Source organism: Mesorhizobium sp. M1143, from assembly GCF_040318435.1.
Classification (GTDB): Bacteria; Pseudomonadota; Alphaproteobacteria; order Rhizobiales; family Rhizobiaceae; genus Mesorhizobium.
This window is the reverse complement of the sequence record NZ_JAMYMJ010000004.1, coordinates 146,088-168,002: the sequence shown is the minus strand read 5'-3', so window position 1 is coordinate 168,002 and position 21,915 is coordinate 146,088. Positions and strand designations below refer to the sequence as shown.

The following is a 21,915-nucleotide window of genomic DNA, read 5'->3' as shown; positions in this document are numbered from 1 at the left end:
AAGTTCGCCTAGTTTCGGTGCCGTGACTTTTCATCGTTCGCGCGCTCGTTTACCAGTGGACCTCATGCAGAGCCGACCCAAATCAACGATGTCCAAATCTTCCATCAGGAAGACAGCGCGCGGCTTTGCGACGCTTTTGCTTGCCGCCGCCGTCGCTGCAACCGGCTCGGTGACGGCCTTCGCGCAGGCGGTGCCGGTCGTGCGCGATGCCGAGATCGAGGCGCTGGTGCGCGACTATGCGCGGCCGATCTTTAAGGCGGCCGGTCTTGCCAATGACGGCGTCGATATCGTTCTGGTCAACGATCAGAGCTTCAACGCCTTCGTCACCGGGCGCCGGCTGTTCATCAACACCGGCGCGCTGATGCAGGCAGAAACGCCCAACGAGATCATCGGCGTCATCGCCCATGAGGCCGGCCACATCGCAGGCGGCCATCAGCAGAAATTGCGCGACCAGCTCGAGCGCGCCAAGACCATGGCCATCATCGCCACGCTGCTTGGCGCCGGCGCCATCGTTGCCGGCGCTACCACCAACAGCCGCGGCCTTGCCGGCGCCGGCATGGGTGTCGCCGCGGGCGGCGGCGAGATGGCGCAGCGCAGCATTCTTGCCTACCAGCGCACCGAAGAGTCGACCGCCGACCGCTCTGCCATCACCTATCTCAATGCCACCGGCCAGTCCGGCATGGGCATGCTGAAGACCTTCGCCCGCTTCCAGAGCGCGCTGTCGCTTTCCGGCACGCAGGTCGATCCCTACCGCATCAGCCACCCGATGCCGCAGGAGCGCATCGCCAATCTCGAAGTGCTGGTCAAGCAGAGCCCTAACGTCGACAAGGTCGATCCGCCGGCACTGCAGCAGCGGCACGACATGATGCGCATCAAGATCGCCGCCTATATGGGCGGCCAGGCCGCCGCCACGCGGCTGATCCGCAAGGCCCCGGGCAGCCTCGCCTCGCGCTATGGCGAAGCGCAGATGGCCTATCTCTACGGCAATCTGGGTGCAGCACTGACCAAGGCCAATGCATTGATCAAGGAACAGCCGAAGAACCCCTACTTCCAGGAAATGCGCGGCGACATACTGATGAAGGCCAACAAGCCCAAGGACGCCGCGGACGCCTATGCCAAGGCGGTCAGCCTCGATCCGGTGAGGTCGGGCCTGTTGCCCGTTTCCCTCGGCCAGGCGCTGATGGCCATCGGCACGCCCGACTCGCTGAAGAAGGCGGTGGTGCAGATCAACAACGGTCTCGGGCGCGACAAGGAAAACACGGTCGGATACCGCTATCTCGCCCAGGCCTATGGCGAGCTTGGCAACATTCCGGCGGCGGAACTCGCCACCGCCGAGGGCCACTTTTATTCCGGCGATTACACGAATGCGAAAATTTTCGCCATGCGCGCGCAAAAAGACTTGAAGCGCGGCGAGCCCGGCTGGATTCGGGCGCAGGACATCATAAACTACAACCCTTCAGGCAAACTCAAGAAATGAACCTTCCGGTCGCCCGCGGCGACTAGGATAGACCGGAACCGGTAAAGAGGATGAGACGATGAACAAGGCAATATTGCTCGGCACGACGGGAGTGGCGGCTGCTCTTGCCATGCTGGCTTTCGGGTTCGTCGCCGGCAGTCCGCAGGTGGCCAAGGCCGGCACGGCGCAGACCGTGCAGACCGCCTCTGCCGACACCAAGATCGATCGCACCGAGGTCGAGGGCATTATCCGCGACTATCTCCTGAAGAACCCCGAAGTGCTGCTCGAAGTGCAGGAGGCGCTCGAGGCCAAGCAGAAGGAAGAGCAGCGCATAGCCAGCCTCGGCGTCATCGAGAAGGCCAAGTCCGAGATTTTCAACTCGACCTTCGACGGCGTCGTCGGCAATCCGAAGGGCAAGGTCACCATCGTCGAATTCTACGACTACAATTGCGGCTTCTGCAAACGCGCCATCGACGACATGCAGGCTCTGACAAAGGCCGATCCGGAGCTGCGCTTCGTGCTCAAGGAATTCCCGATCCTCGGGCCGGATTCGCAAAAGGCCAGCGTCGTCTCGATGGCTTTCCACCTGATGCATCCGGAGAAATACGGCGAGTTCCACAACGCCCTGCTCGGCGGCCAGGGCCGCGCCACCGAGGCGGCGGCCATCAAGGTTGCGCTGTCGCTAGGCGCCGATGAGGCGAAATTGCGCGAGAAGATGAAGGATCCGACCATCACCGAGGCTTTCTCCAAGACCTTCGACCTCGCCAACAAGCTGGCCATCACCGGAACGCCTTCCTACGTGGTCGGCAATGAGGTGGTGTTCGGGGCGCTCGGCCAGGAAGTGCTGGCCGAAAAGATCGAGGCGGCGAAAGCCGCGCTCTGATCTTGCACGCGAGCCTTCTCACGGGCACATTTCCGCCTGTTGTGGACAGTGAAAGATCGCACTTGTGCTCTTTCCGCGGGCGGCTATGCCCATTATAGAAGGCCCTGCGCGCCGGCTTGAGGCCGGCGTCGGAAAAGGTCGGCATTTTTGAAAACGATTTTCGTCCTGAACGGCCCCAACCTGAACGCGCTCGGCAAGCGCGAGCCGGGCATCTATGGCGGCAAGACGCTTGCCGCGATCGCCGACGACTGCAAGCAGGCGGGCGCCGCCCTTGGTCTCGAGATTGATTTTCGCCAGTCGAACCATGAGGGCGACCTCGTCGACTGGATCCAGGAAGCTGGCGACAAGGCAGCCGGCATCGTCATCAATCCGGGTGCCTACAGCCACACCTCGATTGCCATTCACGACGCCATCCGCGCTGTCGCGCCGCTGCCCGTCGCCGAAGTTCACCTCTCCAACATCCACGCGCGGGAACCATTCCGCCACGTCTCCATGGTCGCGCCGGTCGCTGTCGGCATGATCTGCGGGTTCGGGCCGCTTGGCTACTCGCTGGCGCTGCAGGCGCTGGCGGCACGCCTATGACCGGCCCACAAACAGAAGGCTCGAAAATGTCGATAAAGAAGACCGGTGTTGACCAGCAACTGATCCGCGATCTGGCGGGCATACTGAACGACACCAATCTCACCGAGATCGAAGTCGAGCTCGGCGACCTGAAGGTGCGCGTATCGCGCCAGGCGCCGGCCGTCCACGCCATCGCCGCACCGCAGGCCGGTTATGCTCCGGCAGCGCAGCAGCCCGCGGCGGGCGCGGCTGCCGCACCAGCAGTGGCCGATCCGTCCAAGAACGCGGTCCCCTCGCCGATGGTCGGCACCGCTTATCTCGCGCCCTCGCCCGACGCTAAGGCCTTCATCGAAGTCGGCCAGAAGGTCAAGGAAGGCCAGACGCTGCTGATCATCGAAGCGATGAAGACGATGAACCAGATCCCTTCGCCGCGCGCCGGCACGGTGACGGCGATCCTGTTCGAGGACGGCCAGCCGGTCGAGTACGGCATGCCGCTCGTCGTGATCGAGTAGAGCGGGCCGGATGTTCCAGAAGATCCTCATCGCCAACCGCGGCGAAATCGCGCTTCGGGTGCTGCGCGCCTGCAAGGAACTCGGCATCCAGACCGTGGTCGTGCATTCGACCGCCGACGCTGACGCCATGCATGTCAGGCTCGCCGACGAAAGCGTGTGCATCGGTCCGCCGCCGTCGCGCGACAGCTACCTCAACATCCACCAGATCGTCGCCGCCTGCGAGATCACCGGCGCCGACGCCGTGCACCCGGGCTACGGTTTCCTGTCGGAGAACGCCAAGTTCGCCGATATCCTCGCCGCCCACAACATCACCTTCATCGGTCCGTCGGGCGACCATATCCGCATCATGGGCGACAAGATCGAGGCCAAGCGCACGGCAAAGCGGCTCGGCATTCCGGTTGTGCCGGGCTCCGACGGCGCAGTCACCGACCAGAAGGAAGCCAGGCGCATTGCCGCCGAGATCGGCTATCCCGTGATCATCAAGGCTTCGGCAGGCGGTGGCGGGCGCGGTATGAAGGTCGCCCTTACCGAAGCCGATCTCGAGATCGCCTTGCAGACAGCCAGCACGGAGGCCGGCGCGGCCTTCGGCGACGATGCCGTCTACATCGAGAAATACTTGGAAAAGCCGCGCCACATCGAGGTCCAGGTATTCGGCGACGGCGCCGGCCGCGGCGTGCATTTCGGCGAGCGCGACTGTTCGCTGCAACGCCGCCACCAGAAAGTCTGGGAAGAGGCGCCCTCGCCGGCCCTCAACGCCGAGGAGCGCGCCCGTATCGGCAATATCTGTGCCAAGGCCATCGCCGACCTCGGCTACTCCGGCGCAGGCACCATCGAATTCCTGTACGAGAATGGCGAGTTCTACTTCATCGAGATGAACACGCGGCTGCAGGTCGAGCATCCGGTGACGGAGGCGATCACCGGCATCGATCTGGTCCACGAACAGATCCGCGTTGCCTCCGGCGGCGGGCTTTCGGTGCGCCAGGAGGACATCAAGTTCAACGGCCACGCCATAGAATGCCGCATCAATGCCGAGGACCCGCGCACCTTCACGCCTTCGCCCGGCACGATTACGCATTTCCACACGCCTGGCGGTCTCGGCATCCGCGTCGATTCCGGTGTCTATTCCGGCTACAAGATCCCGCCCTATTATGACAGCCTGATCGGCAAGCTGATCGTGCACGGCCGCAACCGCGTCGAATGCATGATGCGGCTGCGCCGGGCGCTCGACGAGTTCGTCGTCGATGGCATCAAGACGACACTGCCGCTGTTTCGCGACCTGGTCGGCAATGCCGATATCGCCAATGGCGACTACGACATCCACTGGCTGGAAAAGTATCTGGCCAAAGAGGAATAGCGCCCGAATTGCCGCTATGATGCCGCGATGACCCGCCCTTACGCTCCCGGCTATCGCATTCCGACCGACCTGTTGCTCAAGGCCTATGCCTCGGGCGTCTTCCCGATGGCCGAGAGCGCTTCCGACCCGGAAGTGTTCTGGGTGCGGCCGGAGACGCGCGGCATCATTCCGCTCGATGGCTTCCACACGCCGAAGAGCTTGAAGAAGACGATCCGCAAGCACCCGTTCGACATCCGCTTCGATTTCGATTTCGAGGCGACGATCGACGGCTGCGCCGAAAAGCGCGAGGAGCGCCGCTCGACCTGGATCAACGCGCCGATCCGCGAAGCCTATATCGAGCTGCACCGTCTTGGGCACTGCCATTCGGTCGAGGCATGGCGCGAGGAACGGCTGGTCGGCGGCCTCTATGGCGTCTCGCTCGGTCGCGTGTTCTTCGGCGAAAGCATGTTCGCCCGGGAAACCGACGCGTCCAAGACCTGCCTGTATCATCTGGTCGAGCGGCTGAAGGCGCGCGGCTTTGCCCTGCTCGACACGCAATTCACCACTGAGCATCTCAAACGCTTCGGCGCGGTCGACGTGCCGCGCGTCAAATACGAGAAGATGTTGGCCGAGGCGCTGAAGGGCGAAGCCGTTTTTTATCCCTGATCGGAGACCGAGCGGCCGAGCCGGCTCGACCGGTGAAAGGGGTCAGCCCTTCGCGGTTTCCATCGGCGTCTGCGAATGGAACATCATCTTCCAGCCGTTGACACGGTGGACATAGCCAGTGCTGACCAGCGCCGCGTAGGGCTCGCCGTTTTCCCGTGTCGCATGAGCCTCATAGGTCAGCATGATAATGTCGCTGCCGGGCTCGATGATACCCTTGAGGTCGATCTGAAGGTCGCGCCAGCGTTTGGGCTTGGTCGCGGTCTTGGCCAGATCGGCATTGTCCATTGCCTGTGCCATCTCAGGAAACGCCACCAGGCATTCTGTGTCGACATTGGCGGCGTAATAAGCTTCGTCGCCCGTCCAGAACCCCTTTTCGAGTTCGAGCAGGTCGTCTTTGCTGGCCGTGATGCGTTTGCTGTCCGACATCAGAATATCCTCCAAGCGCGCAAATGCGCGGTCGTCCATGGCCCAACGCATGGTGGCCATGACGGTTCCGGGGATCAGTTGGTGTTGGTCGCGTCAGGCTCCGTGGGGTCCGGCTGTTCGGCGGCCGGAGCAGCGGTAGGCTTTGGCTTGGACGTGTCGACCTTGGGCGTCTCGGCATTGGCCGCGTCGGGCGGCGGCACATCCGACTTCTGCTTGCAGCCCTTTAGCCAGACGTCATAGACGGCGTGCTCGACGGCGTTTAGGCCGGGGCTCTCGGCGAACATCCAGCCGGTGAAGATGCGGCGGATCTTGCGGTCGAGCGTGATTTCGTCGACTTCGACGAAGGAATCGGTCTTCGGCTCTTCATTCTCCGGCCGCGAATAGCAGATGCGCGGTGTCACCTGCAAAGCGCCGAACTGCACGGTTTCGTCGATGTAGACATCGAAGGTGATGATACGGCCGGTGATCTTGTCGATGCCGGCAAATTCGGCGACCGGATTGGTGATGCGATCGGAGATTGCGGGTGCTGCCGCAGGCGCCTGCGCCGAGGCAAACGCTGTCGGGAACATGGCGACAGCGCCAATTGCCGCCAGTCCGGCCATCGATGTCAGGCTGAAAATGTTCATGCGGAGATACCGGTGGTTTGGGCCCGGGTGATTCTGTCACGCCCAAGGCTATTCGCCGTTGTCATATCAGCAAGCAGCTAAACGCCAATTGTGGCGACAAAGGACCGGCCGGCGGTCAAGAACCAGGCGTCCACGCATCGTAGTCGCCCGTCACCTGCGGACGGTGCTGATTGGTGAGCACGGAACCCTTCGGGCGATAAGCCGCCGGTGTTCCCGTGAGGTTCGGCTCATGCGCCTTTTCCCATTCGCGCGGCCGATAGTCGTCGCTTGGCGGCGCCACATCGACGCGGTGATGCATCCAGCCGTGCCAGCCCGGAGGGATCGCCGAGGCCTCCGAATAATTGGCGTAGATGACCCAGCGGCGGGTGCGGCCTTCCGAATCGACGCCGCCTTCGTAGTAGACGTTGCCGGCCCCATCCTGGCCGACCTTGTTGCCGTGGCGCCATGTGTGAAAACGGGTTCCCAGCGTCTGGCGGTTCCACCAGGTGAAAAACTGCAGAAGGAAAGTTTTCATTCAGATCCTCGCGGGCGCGCGGCGGTGGCTGTTCCCTGCTTATGGCGTCAGGCCTTGGCGAAGGCAAGGGTTTTGCGGCGCCTGCGGCACTGACGGCATGCCGAAACGCTCGGTCATTGGCCGATCCATTTCGCACCTGCGAACCGACGCTTGCCAAGCCGGCTGCGTCTTCCTAAAGCTCTCATCGCCCGGCGCTGCCGCATGACCCCGAAAATCGAAATCGATTTTGGGAAAGGATCATGCGCAAACCAAAGTGCTACAGCGTCCTTTGCGCGTCCACGGGACGCGCGGCGCTGTAGTCAACGCCGGCTGCGGGAGGTGAGGAATGGCCCCAGCTGTCGCCAGGATCAGTGCGAAGACAATACGCGCCCGCAAGGGCGGCGTGCCGGTCGTATGCCTTACCGCTTACACCTATCCCGTCGCCCGCCTGCTCGACGATCATGTCGACCTTCTCCTGGTCGGCGACAGCGTTGCCATGGTGCTGCATGGCCACAAGACCACGCTCGGCGCCTCGCTGGAGATGATGATCGCCCATGGCCAGGCCGTGATGCGCGGTTCATCAAAGGCCTGCGTGGTGGTCGATATGCCGGCCGGCAGCTACGAGACTTCGGCCGCGCAAGCCCTTGCCTCGGCGCGCCGCATCTCTGAGGAAACCGGCTGCCAGGCGGTGAAGCTGGAAGGCGGCGTCGAAGTCGCCCTCCAGATCGCGGCAATCGTCGCGGCCGGCATTCCAGTGATGGGCCATATCGGCTTGCAGCCGCAATCGGTGGAAAAGGACGGTGGCTACAAGATCAAGGGCCGCACGCCGGAGAATGTGGCCGCGCTCATGCGCGACGCCGACGCGGTCGAGAAAGCCGGCACGTTTTCGCTGGTCATCGAGGGCACGGTCGAGACCGTTGCCGCCGACCTCACCCGGCGCATTGCCATTCCCACCATTGGCATCGGCGCCAGCCGCGATTGCGACGGCCAGATCCTGGTCATCGACGACATGGTCGGCCTGACGGTCGACCGGGTGCCGAAATTCGTCAAGGAATACGCCGATTTGCGCAGCGCGGTCGCCGATGCCGCGGCGCGCTACGCAGCGGAGGTGCGCAGCCGCACCTTCCCCGGGCCGGGCCACGTCTTTTCAGCCGCGAGCGACAAGGACAAGGCATGAACCGGCCCCCCATCAGCCAGCCGCTCGTCGTCGACACCGTGCCCGGCCTTCGCGCGCAGATCCGCGAATGGCGGCGCGAAGGCCTGAGCGTCGCCATGGTGCCGACCATGGGCGCTTTGCATGACGGCCATATCTCGCTGGTCGGGGCCGCGCTCGCAACGGCCGATCGCTGCGTCGTCTCGATCTTCGTCAACCCGGCCCAGTTCGCCCCCACTGAAGATCTCGACAAGTATCCGCGTCAGCTGGCCCGCGATCTCGACCGGCTGACCGAGGCCGGCGCACAGCTTGCCTTCACGCCTACGGTTTCCGAGATGTATCCGGCAGGCTTTGCGACGAAGATTTCGGTCGGCGGCCCGTCTTCTGGCCTGGAATCGGATTTCAGGCCGACCTTCTTCGAGGGCGTCGCCACGGTCGTGGCCAAGCTCTTTCTGCAAGCCCTGCCCGACTACGCCATCTTCGGCGAAAAAGACTACCAGCAGCTTTGCGTCGTCCGAAAGCTCTGCCGCGATCTCGACTTGCCGGTGGACATCGTCGGCGCGCCAACCGTGCGCGATGCGCATGGCCTGGCAATGTCGTCGCGCAACGCCTATCTCGACGCCGCCGAGCTCGACGTCGCGCGACAGCTCAATGTCATCTTGCGCCAGACGGCGGCAGCGCTCGCGGCCGGTGCCGATGAAAACGGCGTTACCGGTAAAGCCACTGCCGCGCTTCTCGAGGCAGGCTTCGACAGCGTCGACTACGTCGCCGCACGCGAGAGCCTGACGCTCACCTCGTGGCGGCGTGACGGCGATGGCCGCCTGCTTGCCGCAGCGTGGCTTGGCAGAACTAGGTTGATCGACAATGTGGAAGTTTCCTCATTTATTCCCTGAAAAATTCCAATTCCGTTCACTTTGATTTGTATCGCAGACCGGCCCGAGCGCTCTTAGACAACGGCTCATCAGGCACGTTCTGGCCAGCCCGTAAGCGCTCACAATACACCGAACGCCGCTGTGAGACGTTTCACAGACTTAACCAAGCCGGCTATGTTGTGTGCGCCCCACGCAGAGACAGTGTGTTACCTGCCACTACGCTGCAATACTTACGAGGCTCTACGTGTCTGTCCAAGCCAACGTATTCGGTCGCGCCCTGCCGCAGATCGTCGAAGCGATTTACGATTCGATTGCCGATGTCGGCCGTTGGCCATCGACGCTCGAATCAATCTGCAAATTGGCGCTCGGCCGGCTTGCCATGCTGGCGGTCGTCGATACGGCGAGAAACTCGGCCCGGTTTTCGACTTCCTGCGGCGATCCGGTCCTGCTTGAGCCGCTGCAGCGCGACTACGCCTGCGAGGTGCCCTTCTTCAAGGCGGTGCCGAAGATGGAAATCGACATGCCGTTCACCGTCGATAGCGTCTACGCCCTGCAAGGCCCCGACGCCCGCCAGAACTGGCTCGAAAGCCGCATCGTGCGCGAGTGGGTGGAACCCAACCGTCTCGACGATTTCTTCTGGGTAGCGCTGATGAAGCAGCCGGCGCGCACCGGCACGCTGATGGTGGTTACCGACAAGGACAGGCCCCAGATTTCAGCCAGGGATATCGACCTGATGTCCAGGCTGGCCCCCCATGTCCGGCGTGCGGTGACCATCGGCGACCTGTTCGAGGCCGAGCGGCGCAAGGCCGACATCTTTCGCTCGATCCTTGAGAGCCTCGACCATCCAGTGCTGATCGTCGCCGACGATATGCAGATCATTTTCGCCAATCCGGCAGCCGAAGCCCTGCTCACCGAAACCGCCTCAGTGTCCTCGGTGCGCGGCCAGCTGTCCTTCGCTTATGCCAACGCCAACACCGCCATCGGTCGCGCCGTCCAGCTCGGCACGCGCGACGAATTCGCGCTCGGACCGTCCGGCATCAACATTCCGCTGGTGAAGGCCATGTCTCCGGCGGTGGCGCATGTCATGCCTCTGGCGCGACGCGACATTTCGGCCCGCATATCGCCGCGCGCCGCCGCGGCCATTTTCATTGCCGCCGCCGGCGCCGCATCAGTGCCGGCGCTGGAAGCGATCGCTGCGCTGTTCGGACTGACCGCAGCGGAAAAGCGTGTCGCCGGCCATGTCGCCGCCGGGCTGACACGGCGTGAAATCGCGGCTGCCAGCGGCGTCTCGGACGGCACCGTCAAATCACAGCTGGCAACCATCTTCGACAAGACCGCCACCGGCGACCAGCGAGAGCTGGAACTCCTGATGCGCGAATTGACGCCGCCGCTGCGCTCGGCCTGAAGCCATACTCGGAGCCAATCGTCAAATTTTTCAACTATTTGCCGGTACGCAGGCGTAATCACGATACCAAGCCGGCATCGTTGCAATTCGGCCAAAATCATGGTGCGGTTCTGCTCCGGTCCGGAGACGGTGCATCGTGCACGACCGGACGTGGAAACCATTTCCTGGGCGGTCCCCGAACTTGATACCGACACGAATTGAACGGCTGCTGCCTTACCTCTTCCTGCTGGCCCTGCTTTGCATCGCGCTCGCTTTCCGTCCGCTACTGCCGGTCGATGAGACGCGCTATCTCAGCGTCGCCTGGGAGATGTATCTCGGTGGACATGTCTTCGTACCGACGATGAACTTTGCGCCCTATCTGCAGAAGCCGCCGCTGTTGTTCTGGCTCATCGATCTCGTCTGGAACATCTTCGGTGTGAGCCGCGCGGCGGCGATGCTCGTCATCTTCGCCGCCTCGTCGCTGGTCATCTGGCTGACGACACTTCTGGCCAAAACCCTGTTTCCCGAGCGCCCGGACATCGCCAGTCGCATCCCCTGGCTGGTGGCCGGCAGCACCGTCTTTGTCATCTATTCGACCCTGATCCTGTTCGACATGCTTTTGACGGCTTGTGTGGTCGCCGCACTGCTGGCGTTGCTGGGCTTCGCCAGGACCGGCAACCGCTGGCAGGCGGTGCTGGCGGGTCTGTTCATCGGGCTCGGCGTGCTGGCCAAAGGCCCGGTCGTGCTCATTCACATCGGCGCGCCCGTCCTGCTCTATCCTCTCTGGCGTGACCGGCGAGCCGGCCTTGCCCCTTTGCAGTTCTTTGCCGGAGCCGGCCTGGCAATTCTCGCCGCCCTTGTCCCGGTCGCCATATGGCTGGCGCCCGCGACCATCCTGACCAAGGGCAGTTTCGTCTACGACCTCGTCTGGAACCAGTCGGCAGGTCGGGTTACCGGAAGCCTGCACAATTCGCATGGCCGGCCGTTTTACTTTTACCTGATGCTGTTGCCGCTCATGTTCGTGCCCTAGGCCTTTATCCCCCCGGTGTGGCGGCTGAAGCCGGCTGCCCGGATACGCAGCCTCATCGACACGAAATCCCCGGATCTGCGTGCCCTGCGCCTGCTGTCGTTCTCGTTCATTGCGGTGCTGCTGGTCTTCAGCGCCATATCCGGCAAGCAGCCGCACTATGTCGTGCCGGCACTACCGTTCGCGACCATTCTGCTGGGCTACTTCATGGCCGAGATTTCAGTAGCCAGGCTGAGGGCGACGGCCTTTGTCATGCTTGCCCTTTTCGCCATCGGCCACGCCGCCGCCTCGGCGACCGTGTTCAAACGCTACGATCTCACGCCGCTGGCGAGCTTCATCGACGAACGAAAGGACGCCGACTGGGCCGTCGCTTACGACTATCAGGGCGAGGTCGGTTTCCTTGGGCGAATAGAGAAGCCATTCGAGAACGCCGACAAGCCTGAGGAATGGCTCAAGTCTCATCCCGGCGGCTACGTCATCGAAAAGCAATCGAAAGATCCGGGCACATCCGAACAGATCGCCTTCCGGCAGCCGGTGGAACGCGGCTATCTGGTCGTCCTGAAAGGACAGCACTGAACGTTTCGTCGGACGCTTATCCCAGCGGCTTCTCGAAGATCAGCGCCGGCAACCCCGAACCGCCGCCGCAATCGGCGGTGCTGCCGGCCGGCAAAAATCCCTTCGAACGGTAGAAGGCGATGGCCGGCACGTTGGCCTCTTCCACCTCGACCCGCAAAGTGTTTGCCTCGGGAAAGCTGGCTTCGACCTCGTCCAGCAAGGCCTGGCCGATGCCTTGCCGCTGGCAGGCCGGCAGTACATAGAGCTGGTTCAGCAACACGATCTTCGCATCCGCCGTTGGGGCGGCAAAAGCCATGCCGCCGATACGCTTGCCGTCATCGGCGACCAGGAATTCCGAGTTCGGCCTTGTCAGCCGCGCCTTGAGCGAGGCGATCGAATGCCAGTCGTCGGTAATTTCGATCACCCGCTGGGCGCCATAGATCGCGTCGTAGGTTGCGTGCCAGGTTTCGACCAGCAGCGCGCGGACAGCGGCAAGGTCACGTTCGCTGGCGGTGCGGACGAACATTGTTCTATTCGATACCGAGCTTGGCCTTGACCAGATCGTTGACCGCCTGCGGGTTGGCCTTGCCGCCGGTGGCTTTCATCACCTGGCCGACGAACCAGCCGGCCATGGTCGGCTTGGCGCGAGCCTGCTCGACCTTGTCGGGGTTGGCGGCGATGACTTCGTCGACCGCCTTCTCGATGGCGCCGGTGTCCGTGACCTGCTTCATGCCGCGGCTTTCGACCAGCTGGCGCGGATCGCCGCCCTCGTTCCAAACGATCTCGAACAGATCCTTGGCGATCTTGCCGGAGATGGTGCCTTCCTTGATCAGGTCGATCACGGCACCGAGCTGCTCCGGTGTTACAGGAGCATTTTCAATGTCCTTGCCGGCCTTGTTAAGCTGGCCGAGCAGGTCATTGATGACCCAGTTGGCGGCAAGCTTGCCGTCGCGGCCCGAGGCCACCTGCTCGAAATAGTCGGCGATCGGCTTTTCCGACACCAGGATCGAGGCGTCGTAGATCGACAGGCCAAGTGAGGAGATCAGGCGCGCCTTCTTGTCGTCGGGCAGTTCCGGCAACTCCTTGGCCAGCGCGTCGACATAGGCCTGGTCGAACTCCAGCGGCAAAAGGTCGGGATCGGGGAAGTAGCGGTAGTCATGCGCCTCTTCCTTGCTGCGCATCGAGCGCGTCTCGCCTTTGACGGCGTCGAACAGCCTGGTTTCCTGGTCGATCTTGCCGCCATCCTCGAGGATGGCGATCTGGCGGCGCGCCTCGAACTCGATGGCCTGGCCGATGAAGCGGATCGAGTTGACGTTCTTGATCTCACAGCGCGTACCGAATTCGCCGCCGGGCCTGCGAACGGAGACGTTGACGTCGGCGCGCATCGAACCTTCGTCCATGTTGCCGTCGCAAGTGCCGAGATAGCGCACGATGGTGCGCAGCTTGGTGACATACGCCTTGGCCTCGTCGGCGGAGCGCATGTCGGGCTTGGAGACAATCTCCATCAGCGCCACGCCGGAGCGGTTGAGATCGACATAGGACATGGTGGGATGCTGATCGTGCATCGACTTGCCGGCGTCCTGCTCCAGGTGCAGGCGCTCGATGCCGATCTCGATGTCCTCGAACTCGCCCTGCCGGTCGGGACCGACCGAAATGACGATCGTGCCTTCGCCGACGATCGGCTGCTTGAACTGCGATATCTGGTAACCCTGCGGCAGGTCGGGATAGAAATAGTTTTTCCGGTCGAACACCGACTTGTGGTTGATCTGCGCCTTCAATCCGAGGCCGGTGCGGATCGCCTGCTTGACGCATTCCTCATTGATGACCGGCAGCATGCCGGGCATGGCCGCGTCGACCAGACTGACATTGGCGTTGGGCGCCGCGCCGAAAGTAGTCGACGCCCCGGAAAACAGCTTTGCTTCCGAGGTCACCTGCGCATGAACCTCGAGGCCGATGATGATCTCCCAATCGCCGGTAGCGCCGGGAATAAAACGTTTGGCATCGGGCGTGCGGGTATCGATAAGGGTCATGGTGGCCTGCGCTTTTGGCTCGCGAAAACTGCGATTTTCGCGAATTTGGGTATCGGTCTTCGCTAGTGCAAACCGCTTCGCGAGACAAGCGCCCAAAGCAGCGGGCTGGCCTTTTCAGCCCCTTTCGGCCGCTCTACAACCAATAGAATGAACGCCGCCGGCCGGCATTCCCGGTCGGCGGTTTCTTCGTCAGGTCAGGCTGTTGCGATGTAGGCCCTGATCTCGTCGGCCTCGCGCTCGACATCCTCGATGCGGCGCTTGACCACGTCGCCGATCGACACGATACCGTCGAGCAGCCCATCCTTTTCCACCGGCAGATGGCGGAAACGGCCTTTGGTCATGATCTCCATCACCTCGTTGACCGTGTGGTTCTCGTTGCAGATCTTCACTTTCGGCGTCATCGCCGAGCGTACCGTTATATCAAGTGCGGCAGCGCCTTCCCTGGCAACGACCCGCACGATGTCACGCTCGGAAAGGATGCCGACGATCTTGCGATCGCCGTTGGTGATGACCAGTGCACCGATCTTGTGGTCGGCCAGGATTCGAATGGCTTCGCTGAGCTTTACATTCGGCCCGAGCGTGAACACGTCATGGCCTTTTCTCTCGAGAATTGCCTTAACCGTCATGGCGTCCTCCTCCTCCTGCTTGGCTAGCCAGCTCCCGCCCTGACCGGCTTCACATAAGAGTGAACATCGTGCGCCGTGATCGGTTGCTTTTCAAGTGTGCCAGTGGGGTGTGCCAGTGGGGTGTGCCAGTGGGGTGCGCCAATAGAGTGCGCTAGTCGGGGGTGCGCTGGTCGTCGGGGATCTCCCATTCAGGCGCCCGCCAGCGCCGGTCGAACCAGCGCAATCCGAAGAAGCCTGCGACGAGGCCGCCAATGTGCGCTTCCCAGGCGATCTGGCCGGGTTCTCCGAGCCCGAGACCGTAAAGGCCGGTGGCGAGATTGATGACCATCCAGGCGCCGAGAAAATTGACGACGCCGCGCATGCGCAAAACGACTGCGATCGGCAGCACGGGACCGGCAAAGGCCGCCCTGCCGGAGGAGCGGTCGGTACGGAACCCGAAGCGAGCCGCCGCACCCATCATGCCCGATATCGCCCCGGAAGCGCCGACCAGCGGTGCTTCGCCGTATGGATGGACCGCCCAGAACAGCACCACCGCGGCCAGCCCGGTGGCGGCGAAAAACAAGGCGAACCAGAACCAGCCGAGACGGTTGGCCAGCGGCGACCCGAAGGCGGCCAGCGCAACCATGTTGATGGCAATGTGAGCAACGCCGCCATGCATGAAGGCATATGTGAAAGGACGGGTGAAGAGGAACCAGTCGAAACCGTATTGGCCGGTGTAGAGGACGGGAATGAAGGCGCCATCGGTGAGCAATGTTATCTGCTGCTCTTCGGTCAGCACATATTGCTGCAGCAGGAAGACGGCAACGCAGATGCCGATCACCGCCAGCACCACCGGTGGCAGGTTGAACACCGGCTCGCGGCGCGGCGGCGGCGCCTCCGCGGTCTGTTCGATCTCCAAGGGGCCGGCCGGTTCGCTCATATGCTCTGATCCAGGGATTTGCGTGTCGTCGCGAGCATCTAGGCCATGCCCGGACAAATCACAAACTACGAATCACAACCGCGAATCACCAGGGGCGCGAATCAAAAAGAAGCCGTCCAAGGTTTCCCTTGAACGGCTGGTCGAGCCCCCCTGCTCCCCTAAACTATTGACCGAAGTGCTGTTGGTCGTCGCGAAACGACCGCTTCTGGAGTGGTTTTGGTGTGCCATGGCAAGCCTGCGCGCGCAACGTAAACCACTTGTTAACCTTAACGCCCCCGACCCGTGAACAAGTCTTAACGACGCTGGCACGCATCCTGCTCCGGAACGCATGTAGGTCATCGGAGGGCGCCCTTTCTGTTCACCGATGGGACCATCAGACGGCAGAATGCGCGGAGTTTCATAGCATGAACCAGAACGGATCAATCGCGCTGTTCCATTATTGGAATCGCCTGCGTGGTGGACGTCCTGCCCCAAAGCGTTCGGAGGTCGAACCGGCCGACATCAAGGCGCTTTTGGCCGACACCTTCATCCTGGAAAGGGATACGCGCGGCGAAGCGGTGTTCCGGCTTGCCGGCACCAGGCTTTGCGCCGGCTACGGCCGCGAGCTCAAGGGTTTTTCGTTCCCCTCGCTATGGCGTGAGAAGGACCAGCGGCTGGTGTCGCGCCTCATTCACGGCGTTTTCGAGCAGAAATCCGTGGTGTCGATCACTTATGAGGGATTCAGCCGCAACGGCCGTTCCAACCACTTCGAACTGCTTGCGCTGCCGCTCGATGGCGGCCTCGAGAACCCGCGCTGCCTCGGTGTCATCAGCGCCGTGGAAAAGCCGTTCTGGCTGGGCGCCGACCCGATCACCGATGCGCTGATCGATGCCATCCGCGTCATCGATCCCGACAAGGACCCGATGTTCCTGAAAAACCGGCCGGAAATATCCGTTCCGTCGTTGGCTCCCGAACTCGAAGCGCCGGAGACCATCTCGGCGCTCGGTCGGTCGCGCCGTATCCGCCACCTCGTCGTGTTCGACGGCGGGCGCGAGCAATAGTCTCCAAGCCGGCGCTAATCTTAACTATCGGGGGCCCACTTTTCCCCTTTGTTAACCTGCTTGGCTGTAGTTTTTGCCGAGATTCCACGCACGACGCGGGAATGCCAACGGGGTGTAGGCAGTCATGAGGTCAGCGGCGGTCGAATACGCACCGTCCCGCGCCGAAAGGCGTAACTTTCAGCGCGTCCGGGTCAAGATCTACGGGCGCTTCATGCTGGAGGACCGCACCGAACACCCTTGCCAGGTCGTCGATATGTCACCGGGCAATGTCGCGTTGCGCACCGAGCGCGTCGGCATGCCGGGCGAAAAAATCATTGCCTATATCGATCATATCGGCCGCATCGAGGGCGTGGTGACGCGCACTTCGCAGGACGGCTTTGCCATGACCGTCATTGCCTCGGATCGCAAGAAGGACAAACTGGCCGCGCAGTTGACCTGGCTCGCCAACAAGCATGAACTCGACCTGCCGGAAGACCGCCGCCACGAACGCGTGGCGCCGCGCAACCCGACAAGCGTGCTGCAGCTCACCGATGGGCGCCAGTATCAGTGCCGCATCATCGACCTGTCGCTGTCGGGCGCGGCGGTCGAGATCGACGTCAAGCCGGCGCTCGGCATCCAGGTCATGCTGGGCACCATGCGTGGCCAGGTGGTGCGTCATTTCGAGGATGGCGTTGCCATCGAATTCGCCGTCATCCAACGCCCGGAAACGCTCGATTCCGAGTTCAACGCCCCGCGCGCCTGAACGATCGGCAACAGGCAGCAAAAACGAACCGGCCCTGCGCGGCCGGTTTTTTGTTGCCGGCGTTCCGCCTGCCTCTCCAGCTTGTAGCGGCACGCAGCAAATCCACGGCTCCACCCGGAAATCCGCGCCCCGACACCGCGGGTTTACGCCGAGACCTGAACGATGTTATTTTAAAATAGGTCAAATTTTACGCGTATTCTATTGAGCTTTTACTCAATGTCTACTTCGGGTTTTTGCGTCAAATAAATCCAACGCTGTCATTGTCTCCTCAAACGGGGAGACTGACGAATGGCAAAGATTTGGGGCAAGCTGTTGCTCTTGGCAATGGCGATGCAGCTTTCCGCTTGGGGAACGGCGCAAGCAGCAGGACCGGCCTACATGCACACTGGCGGCCGCACGACACAGCCGGTCGGTCACTACGAATTCTGCCAGAAGCTGCCGCAGGAGTGCGCTCAGCGCACGCCGAAGCAGGCACCGGTCGAACTGACCCGCAAGCTGTGGGCGGCGATCGTCGACGTCAACAATTCTGTCAACACCCGGATCGTGCCGCGCACCGACATGGAAATGTGGGGCAAGGAAGAGGTCTGGTCCTATCCCGACAGCGGCTTCGGCGACTGCGAGGACTATGCGCTGGAGAAGCGCCGCGAATTGATGGCGCTTGGCGTTCCCGCCGGCAATCTCTTGATGACCGTAGCGCGCCAACAAAATGGCGACGGCCATGCGGTGCTGACCGTGCGCACCAGCCTCGGCGAGTTCATCCTCGACAATCTGGAGTCCAAGGTGCTGTCCTGGACCGACACCGACTACACCTACCTGAAGCGCCAGTCCGACCAGAATTCCGGCGTGTGGGTGACGATCAATGACGGTCGCGCCGACGCGGTTGCCAGCGTCCGCTAGGACGCCATTACAGAGGTCAAGCACATCGAATAATGCGACGTGCCTAACGAGAAAGCCCGGTCGAGTCCCCACCCTCCCCGTCCCCAACGACCGGGTTTTAAGGAGCCGGCCCCGTCCCCGGGCCGGCTCCACTATTTCAGACCATGATCCCGAACCGAAGGACCGCGGCAGCGAAAAGTGAGAACCGGTTTTTGCTGCGCTGACCTGCCGTTCGGAAAGGATCATCGTCAAACAGGAATAGAGTTCAGGCCTTCTTCAGCCCGGCCTTGAAGCGCTTGCCGTTGGCGACATAGTGCGCGGCCGACGCGCGCAGCCTGGCGACCGCGGCGTCGTCCAGCGTCCTGATCACCCGCGCGGGCGAGCCGACGATCAGGCAATTGTCGGGGAACTCCTTGCCTTCGGTGACCAGCGCGCCGGCGCCGACCAGGCAATTCTTGCCGATCCTGGCGCCGTTGAGGACTATGACGCCCATGCCGATCAGGCTGTTGTCGCCGATCGTGCAGCCATGCAGCAAGGCGCGGTGGCCGATCGTGCAGCCCTGCCCGATCGTCAGGGAAAAACCGGGATCGGTGTGCATCACCGTGTGTTCCTGGACATTGCTGTCGGCGCCGATGACGATCGCCTCGTTGTCGCCGCGGATGACCACGCCAAACCAGAAGCCGGCATTGCGGCCGACGCTGATGTCGCCGATCAACGTAGCGTCCGGCGCGATCCAGTTGCTGTCGGCATCCTCGAAACGGGGCGCTTTTCCGTCGATTGCGTAGGTCGGCATTTGCAGTCTCCGATTCGTCGCAGGCCGGGACAAACCCTAGAACAATCCGAGGAAAACCGCGTGCCGGTTTTCTCCCGCAATTGCCTCAAGGCAAATACCGCGCCAGCGATTCCACCAAAAGCTGAAGCGCACCAGGAGAGCTGATGCCCCAGGAGGCAATGGCGATCAGCACGATGCCCAGCACCAGCGCCCAGGCGATCACCGTGCAGCCGCAGGACATCAGCATGAGCGTGGAAATGCGGCCTTCGCGCCGTGCATCGAGCGCCTCGTTGGCGAGCATGAACGGCCCGGCGCAAGCGGTCGTGGCCAGCGAGCGCAGGATGTACTCCGGCGACACATAAGGCTCGGCAAAGGCAAGCCGGCGGCCCGCCGCCAGTTCCATCACGGACCCGGTAAGCCCGCAGGCGGTGAGCCCGACGGCAAAAGCGAAGAGAACGGGTAGCAGCAGGCTCATCTTTACCTTCCGTTTACCATGAAATCGCACAGTCGCGTCCAGCGCAGCAAGAGCCATGCCGCGGCATGTGTGCCGCCCAGGGACAGAGGGCGGCGACTATGGGGATTGCGATGAAGCAGGCAGCGACCGCAGAAGAGTTCAACGTCGTCGATTCCGTGCTGATGAAGCGGGTGTTCTATGCTTTTGCCGCACTGGCGCTGCTGTCGCTGGCGATCAGCCTTGGCGGAAAATGGTTCGGCCGCTCGATCGCCATGGCCGGCTACACCGACGACATCACGGTCCACAGGGTAGTGATCGGCAACAATGTCATTGCCGTGCCGGCCAACGCCATCCGCTTCCTGCAGGCGCGCCGCGACGGCATCGCTTCGCGCCTCGACCTCTATCTGCGCTATCCCCAGATGGACGGTTACAGCGAAGCCGCCCGCGACGATTTCAACCACACGGGGGCCGCCAAAAACATCATCTTCCTGTCGTTTGAACCGCAGATGATGTCGCGCGACATGAGCGGCCGTTTCGCGCCGATCTATAGCGCGCTCATCAGCCAGCCCGGCGCGCCCGGCCCCGGCGGCACGACGATTTACGGTTTTACGGAAAAATCAGGCTATCTCAACGAGGTGCTTGCGGTCGCCGGCCGGCCCGGCAAGGACCCGTTCGTCGCCCGCTGCCTGAGCGGACCGAGCGCTGAGGAATCGCTGGCGCCCTGCGAGCGCGACATCCAGGTCGGCGACAGCCTCAGCCTGACCTACCGCTTTCCCCGGGAGTTGCTGGGCAACTGGCCGGCGCTTGACGCCGCTATCGTCGCCGAGGCCACGCGCGTCTTAAAGACCGCACGGTAGCGGCCCTCCGCTTTTGTCATACACGGGCGCGAAGCCGCGCGGACCCGAGGATCCGTTCCATGCCCTTAAGGCAGCGAAGCGGTGCAGAATTACTGTTGGGAAGCAGCAGAGGCAGTTCTGGACCGCCACATTCCTGAGCCGAGGCCCGGAATGTATCCCAGGGTCTCAGCGACGCCGCTGTGCGGCTGCTTCTCCCCGGGATGACGATGGCGCAGGTGGCTGCCGCCAATCGCCGAAGTCCGTAGCCCTCTGGGCTCAGGCCAGATCGATGTCGAGGATCGCCATCGAGAAATTATAGTCGCCGTCGTCCTCGTCCTTGAAGACGATGCCGAGGAACTCGTCGCCGACATAGACCTCGGCCGAATCTTCCTTGCGCGGCCGCGCCTTCACCTCGAGTTTGGGATTCTGGAAGACGCGCTTGAAATAGGCGTCCAGCTTTCTGATTTCGTCCGGCTTCAAAAGTCTTCTCCGATCGTCGGGCTTGCTCGTTGGAACGCGCTTCTGGCACGTCGACAATGGCGATGTAAAGGCAAGCCGGTTGGATAGAACGCGAACCCTGGAGCCGGATGATTTCAGGTCGAATCCAAATCCGCCTCTAAATCAAGGAGGTAGAGCATGATGTCGTCCGAAAACCGCTTCACACTTTTCGGCATCATGCTCCAGAGGCAACGGCGCCGGCAACCGGACTCAGTCCGGCACGCCGGGTGTTGCAAATCAGATGTCGAAGCTGACGACCTGGTCCATCGACTGCGACGGCAAAAGCTGGTCCATCTGCCGCGAAGGCTGGTCGCAGCCGGTCTCGCCGACGACGCGGGCCGGTACGCCGGCAACCGTCTTGTTGTGCGGCACCGGCGACAGCACGACCGAGCCTGCCGCGATCTTCGAGCAATGGCCGATCTCGATATTGCCGAGAATCTTGGCGCCGGCGCCGATCAGCACGCCGTAACGGATCTTGGGGTGACGGTCGCCGCCGGCTTTGCCGGTGCCGCCCAGCGTCACGCCGTGCAGGATCGACACATCGTCCTCGATCACCGCCGTCTCGCCGACGACGAGGCCGGTGGCGTGGTCGATGAAGATGCCCTTGCCGATGCGGGCGGCCGGGTTGATGTCGGTCTGGAACACCGAGGACGAGCGGCTCTGCAGATAGAGCGCGAAATCCTTGCGGCCCTGATTCCACAGCCAATGTGCCAGCCTGTGCGTCTGGATGGCATGGAAACCCTTGAAATAGAGCACTGGCATGATGAAGCGGTCGCAGGCCGGATCGCGGTCGTAATAGGCCTGGATGTCGACACGAACGATCGACGACCATTCCTTGTCGTCGGCCAGCATCGACTTGAACGTCTGGCGGATGAGGTCGGAGCCGATGTCCTGATGCGCGAGCCGCTCGGCGAGCCGATGGATGACAGCTTCCTCCAGGCTCTCCTGGTTGAGGATGGTCGAATAGAGGAACGCCGCCAGAAGCGGGTCGCGGTTGACCGCTTCCATCGCCTCGTCGCGGACCGAACGCCAGATCGGATCGACCGGCTGCACCTTTGTGGGGCGGGAAATGCTGATGCTGTTCATCGACGTCTTGTCCTGCGTCCTGGCCGCTTGCCTATTCTCCGGCGGCACATATAAGCCAGATCATAGCACGATTGAACTCAATTTTCCTT

General features: G+C 62.5%; 26 protein-coding genes. 15 read left to right on the top strand and 11 right to left on the bottom strand.

Annotated features, from left to right (window positions below):
• Positions 1–64: 64 nt before the first annotated feature.
• The 6 genes from NKH35_RS05410 to aat all read left to right on the top strand — a co-directional run bounded on the left by NKH35_RS05410 (position 65) and on the right by aat (position 5,411).
• A complete protein-coding gene (locus NKH35_RS05410) occupies positions 65–1,477 on the top strand; it encodes a M48 family metalloprotease (RefSeq protein ID WP_023710573.1) in 1,413 nt (470 codons plus the stop codon).
• Between the two features lie 58 nt (positions 1,478–1,535).
• Positions 1,536–2,339 carry a DsbA family protein gene (locus NKH35_RS05405; protein WP_023667484.1) on the top strand — a complete coding sequence of 268 codons (804 nt, stop codon included), beginning with the start codon at positions 1,536–1,538 and terminating at the stop codon, positions 2,337–2,339.
• 147 nt (positions 2,340–2,486) lie between these two features.
• A complete protein-coding gene (aroQ, locus tag NKH35_RS05400; RefSeq protein WP_023667485.1) occupies positions 2,487–2,921 on the top strand; it encodes a type II 3-dehydroquinate dehydratase in 435 nt (144 codons plus the stop codon).
• Between the two features lie 26 nt (positions 2,922–2,947).
• The gene (accB, locus tag NKH35_RS05395) at positions 2,948–3,412 is read left to right on the top strand and encodes an acetyl-CoA carboxylase biotin carboxyl carrier protein (RefSeq protein ID WP_023681496.1); all 465 of its coding nucleotides are present in this window, start codon (positions 2,948–2,950) and stop codon (positions 3,410–3,412) included.
• Between the two features lie 10 nt (positions 3,413–3,422).
• Complete coding sequence (gene accC / locus NKH35_RS05390) at positions 3,423–4,766, top strand: acetyl-CoA carboxylase biotin carboxylase subunit (RefSeq protein WP_023681497.1); 1,344 nt, start codon at positions 3,423–3,425, stop codon at positions 4,764–4,766.
• A gap of 27 nt (positions 4,767–4,793) precedes the next feature.
• Positions 4,794–5,411 (top strand): leucyl/phenylalanyl-tRNA--protein transferase, encoded by a 618-nt coding sequence (gene aat / locus NKH35_RS05385; RefSeq protein ID WP_023667488.1) that lies wholly within the window; start codon positions 4,794–4,796, stop codon positions 5,409–5,411.
• Positions 5,412–5,453: 42 nt separating this feature from the next.
• Here aat and NKH35_RS05380 read toward each other — a convergent pair whose 3' ends face one another.
• The 3 genes from NKH35_RS05380 to NKH35_RS05370 form a co-directional block, all read right to left on the bottom strand.
• Positions 5,454–5,837 (bottom strand): hypothetical protein, encoded by a 384-nt coding sequence (locus tag NKH35_RS05380; RefSeq protein ID WP_352913653.1) that lies wholly within the window; start codon positions 5,835–5,837, stop codon positions 5,454–5,456.
• A gap of 74 nt (positions 5,838–5,911) precedes the next feature.
• The gene (locus NKH35_RS05375; protein WP_352913651.1) at positions 5,912–6,463 is read right to left on the bottom strand and encodes a DUF2155 domain-containing protein; all 552 of its coding nucleotides are present in this window, start codon (positions 6,461–6,463) and stop codon (positions 5,912–5,914) included.
• A 115-nt stretch (positions 6,464–6,578) separates the two neighbouring features.
• On the bottom strand, positions 6,579–6,977 hold the full coding sequence (locus NKH35_RS05370; RefSeq protein ID WP_023667491.1) for an NADH:ubiquinone oxidoreductase subunit NDUFA12: 399 nt from the start codon (positions 6,975–6,977) through the stop codon (positions 6,579–6,581).
• 325 nt (positions 6,978–7,302) lie between these two features.
• Here NKH35_RS05370 and panB point away from each other — a divergent pair, with 325 nt between their 5' ends.
• From panB to NKH35_RS05345, 5 genes are all read left to right on the top strand, one after another.
• Positions 7,303–8,133 (top strand): 3-methyl-2-oxobutanoate hydroxymethyltransferase, encoded by an 831-nt coding sequence (gene panB, locus NKH35_RS05365; protein WP_352913648.1) that lies wholly within the window; start codon positions 7,303–7,305, stop codon positions 8,131–8,133.
• 11 nt (positions 8,134–8,144) lie between these two features.
• Positions 8,145–9,002, top strand: coding sequence for a pantoate--beta-alanine ligase (gene panC / locus NKH35_RS05360; RefSeq protein WP_023821373.1), 858 nt, complete (start codon positions 8,145–8,147; stop codon positions 9,000–9,002).
• A gap of 223 nt (positions 9,003–9,225) precedes the next feature.
• Positions 9,226–10,386, top strand: a complete 1,161-nt coding sequence (locus NKH35_RS05355) for a helix-turn-helix transcriptional regulator (RefSeq protein WP_352596625.1) — start codon at positions 9,226–9,228, stop codon at positions 10,384–10,386.
• 181 nt (positions 10,387–10,567) lie between these two features.
• Positions 10,568–11,395 (top strand): ArnT family glycosyltransferase, encoded by an 828-nt coding sequence (locus tag NKH35_RS05350; RefSeq protein ID WP_352913645.1) that lies wholly within the window; start codon positions 10,568–10,570, stop codon positions 11,393–11,395.
• 15 nt (positions 11,396–11,410) lie between these two features.
• Entirely contained in the window at positions 11,411–11,968 is a 558-nt protein-coding gene (locus tag NKH35_RS05345) for a glycosyltransferase family protein (protein WP_352913643.1), read from the top strand.
• A 16-nt stretch (positions 11,969–11,984) separates the two neighbouring features.
• Here the strand turns inward: NKH35_RS05345 and NKH35_RS05340 are convergent, their stop codons facing one another.
• The 4 genes from NKH35_RS05340 to NKH35_RS05325 all read right to left on the bottom strand — a co-directional run bounded on the left by NKH35_RS05340 (position 11,985) and on the right by NKH35_RS05325 (position 15,522).
• Positions 11,985–12,473, bottom strand: a complete 489-nt coding sequence (locus tag NKH35_RS05340; RefSeq protein WP_352913642.1) for a GNAT family N-acetyltransferase — start codon at positions 12,471–12,473, stop codon at positions 11,985–11,987.
• 4 nt (positions 12,474–12,477) lie between these two features.
• A complete protein-coding gene (gene gatB, locus NKH35_RS05335; RefSeq protein ID WP_023695378.1) occupies positions 12,478–13,977 on the bottom strand; it encodes an Asp-tRNA(Asn)/Glu-tRNA(Gln) amidotransferase subunit GatB in 1,500 nt (499 codons plus the stop codon).
• A 194-nt stretch (positions 13,978–14,171) separates the two neighbouring features.
• On the bottom strand, positions 14,172–14,603 hold the full coding sequence (locus NKH35_RS05330) for a CBS domain-containing protein (protein WP_023667498.1): 432 nt from the start codon (positions 14,601–14,603) through the stop codon (positions 14,172–14,174).
• A gap of 151 nt (positions 14,604–14,754) precedes the next feature.
• Entirely contained in the window at positions 14,755–15,522 is a 768-nt protein-coding gene (locus tag NKH35_RS05325; RefSeq protein ID WP_352913640.1) for a rhomboid family intramembrane serine protease, read from the bottom strand.
• 404 nt (positions 15,523–15,926) lie between these two features.
• On the opposite strand from NKH35_RS05325, the gene NKH35_RS05320 reads away from it, so the two are divergent.
• The 3 genes from NKH35_RS05320 to NKH35_RS05310 all read left to right on the top strand — a co-directional run bounded on the left by NKH35_RS05320 (position 15,927) and on the right by NKH35_RS05310 (position 18,201).
• Positions 15,927–16,562 (top strand): PAS domain-containing protein, encoded by a 636-nt coding sequence (locus NKH35_RS05320; protein ID WP_352913638.1) that lies wholly within the window; start codon positions 15,927–15,929, stop codon positions 16,560–16,562.
• Positions 16,563–16,686: 124 nt separating this feature from the next.
• Positions 16,687–17,304 carry a PilZ domain-containing protein gene (locus NKH35_RS05315; RefSeq protein WP_023667501.1) on the top strand — a complete coding sequence of 206 codons (618 nt, stop codon included), beginning with the start codon at positions 16,687–16,689 and terminating at the stop codon, positions 17,302–17,304.
• A 288-nt stretch (positions 17,305–17,592) separates the two neighbouring features.
• Positions 17,593–18,201: a transglutaminase-like cysteine peptidase gene (locus NKH35_RS05310; RefSeq protein ID WP_023681509.1), complete on the top strand. Its 609-nt coding sequence runs from the start codon at positions 17,593–17,595 to the stop codon at positions 18,199–18,201.
• Positions 18,202–18,445: 244 nt separating this feature from the next.
• Here the strand turns inward: NKH35_RS05310 and NKH35_RS05305 are convergent, their stop codons facing one another.
• Positions 18,446–18,973: a gamma carbonic anhydrase family protein gene (locus tag NKH35_RS05305; RefSeq protein WP_023667503.1), complete on the bottom strand. Its 528-nt coding sequence runs from the start codon at positions 18,971–18,973 to the stop codon at positions 18,446–18,448.
• An 85-nt stretch (positions 18,974–19,058) separates the two neighbouring features.
• The gene (locus NKH35_RS05300) at positions 19,059–19,427 is read right to left on the bottom strand and encodes a DUF6949 family protein (protein ID WP_352913637.1); all 369 of its coding nucleotides are present in this window, start codon (positions 19,425–19,427) and stop codon (positions 19,059–19,061) included.
• Between the two features lie 110 nt (positions 19,428–19,537).
• Between NKH35_RS05300 and NKH35_RS05295 the strand changes: the two genes are divergently transcribed.
• Positions 19,538–20,263: a hypothetical protein gene (locus tag NKH35_RS05295; RefSeq protein ID WP_352804484.1), complete on the top strand. Its 726-nt coding sequence runs from the start codon at positions 19,538–19,540 to the stop codon at positions 20,261–20,263.
• A gap of 255 nt (positions 20,264–20,518) precedes the next feature.
• Here NKH35_RS05295 and NKH35_RS05290 read toward each other — a convergent pair whose 3' ends face one another.
• Positions 20,519–20,722 carry a DUF3126 family protein gene (locus NKH35_RS05290; protein WP_006200852.1) on the bottom strand — a complete coding sequence of 68 codons (204 nt, stop codon included), beginning with the start codon at positions 20,720–20,722 and terminating at the stop codon, positions 20,519–20,521.
• Positions 20,723–20,977: 255 nt separating this feature from the next.
• Positions 20,978–21,826, bottom strand: a complete 849-nt coding sequence (cysE, locus tag NKH35_RS05285) for a serine O-acetyltransferase (protein ID WP_023695384.1) — start codon at positions 21,824–21,826, stop codon at positions 20,978–20,980.
• Positions 21,827–21,915: the final 89 nt, after the last annotated feature.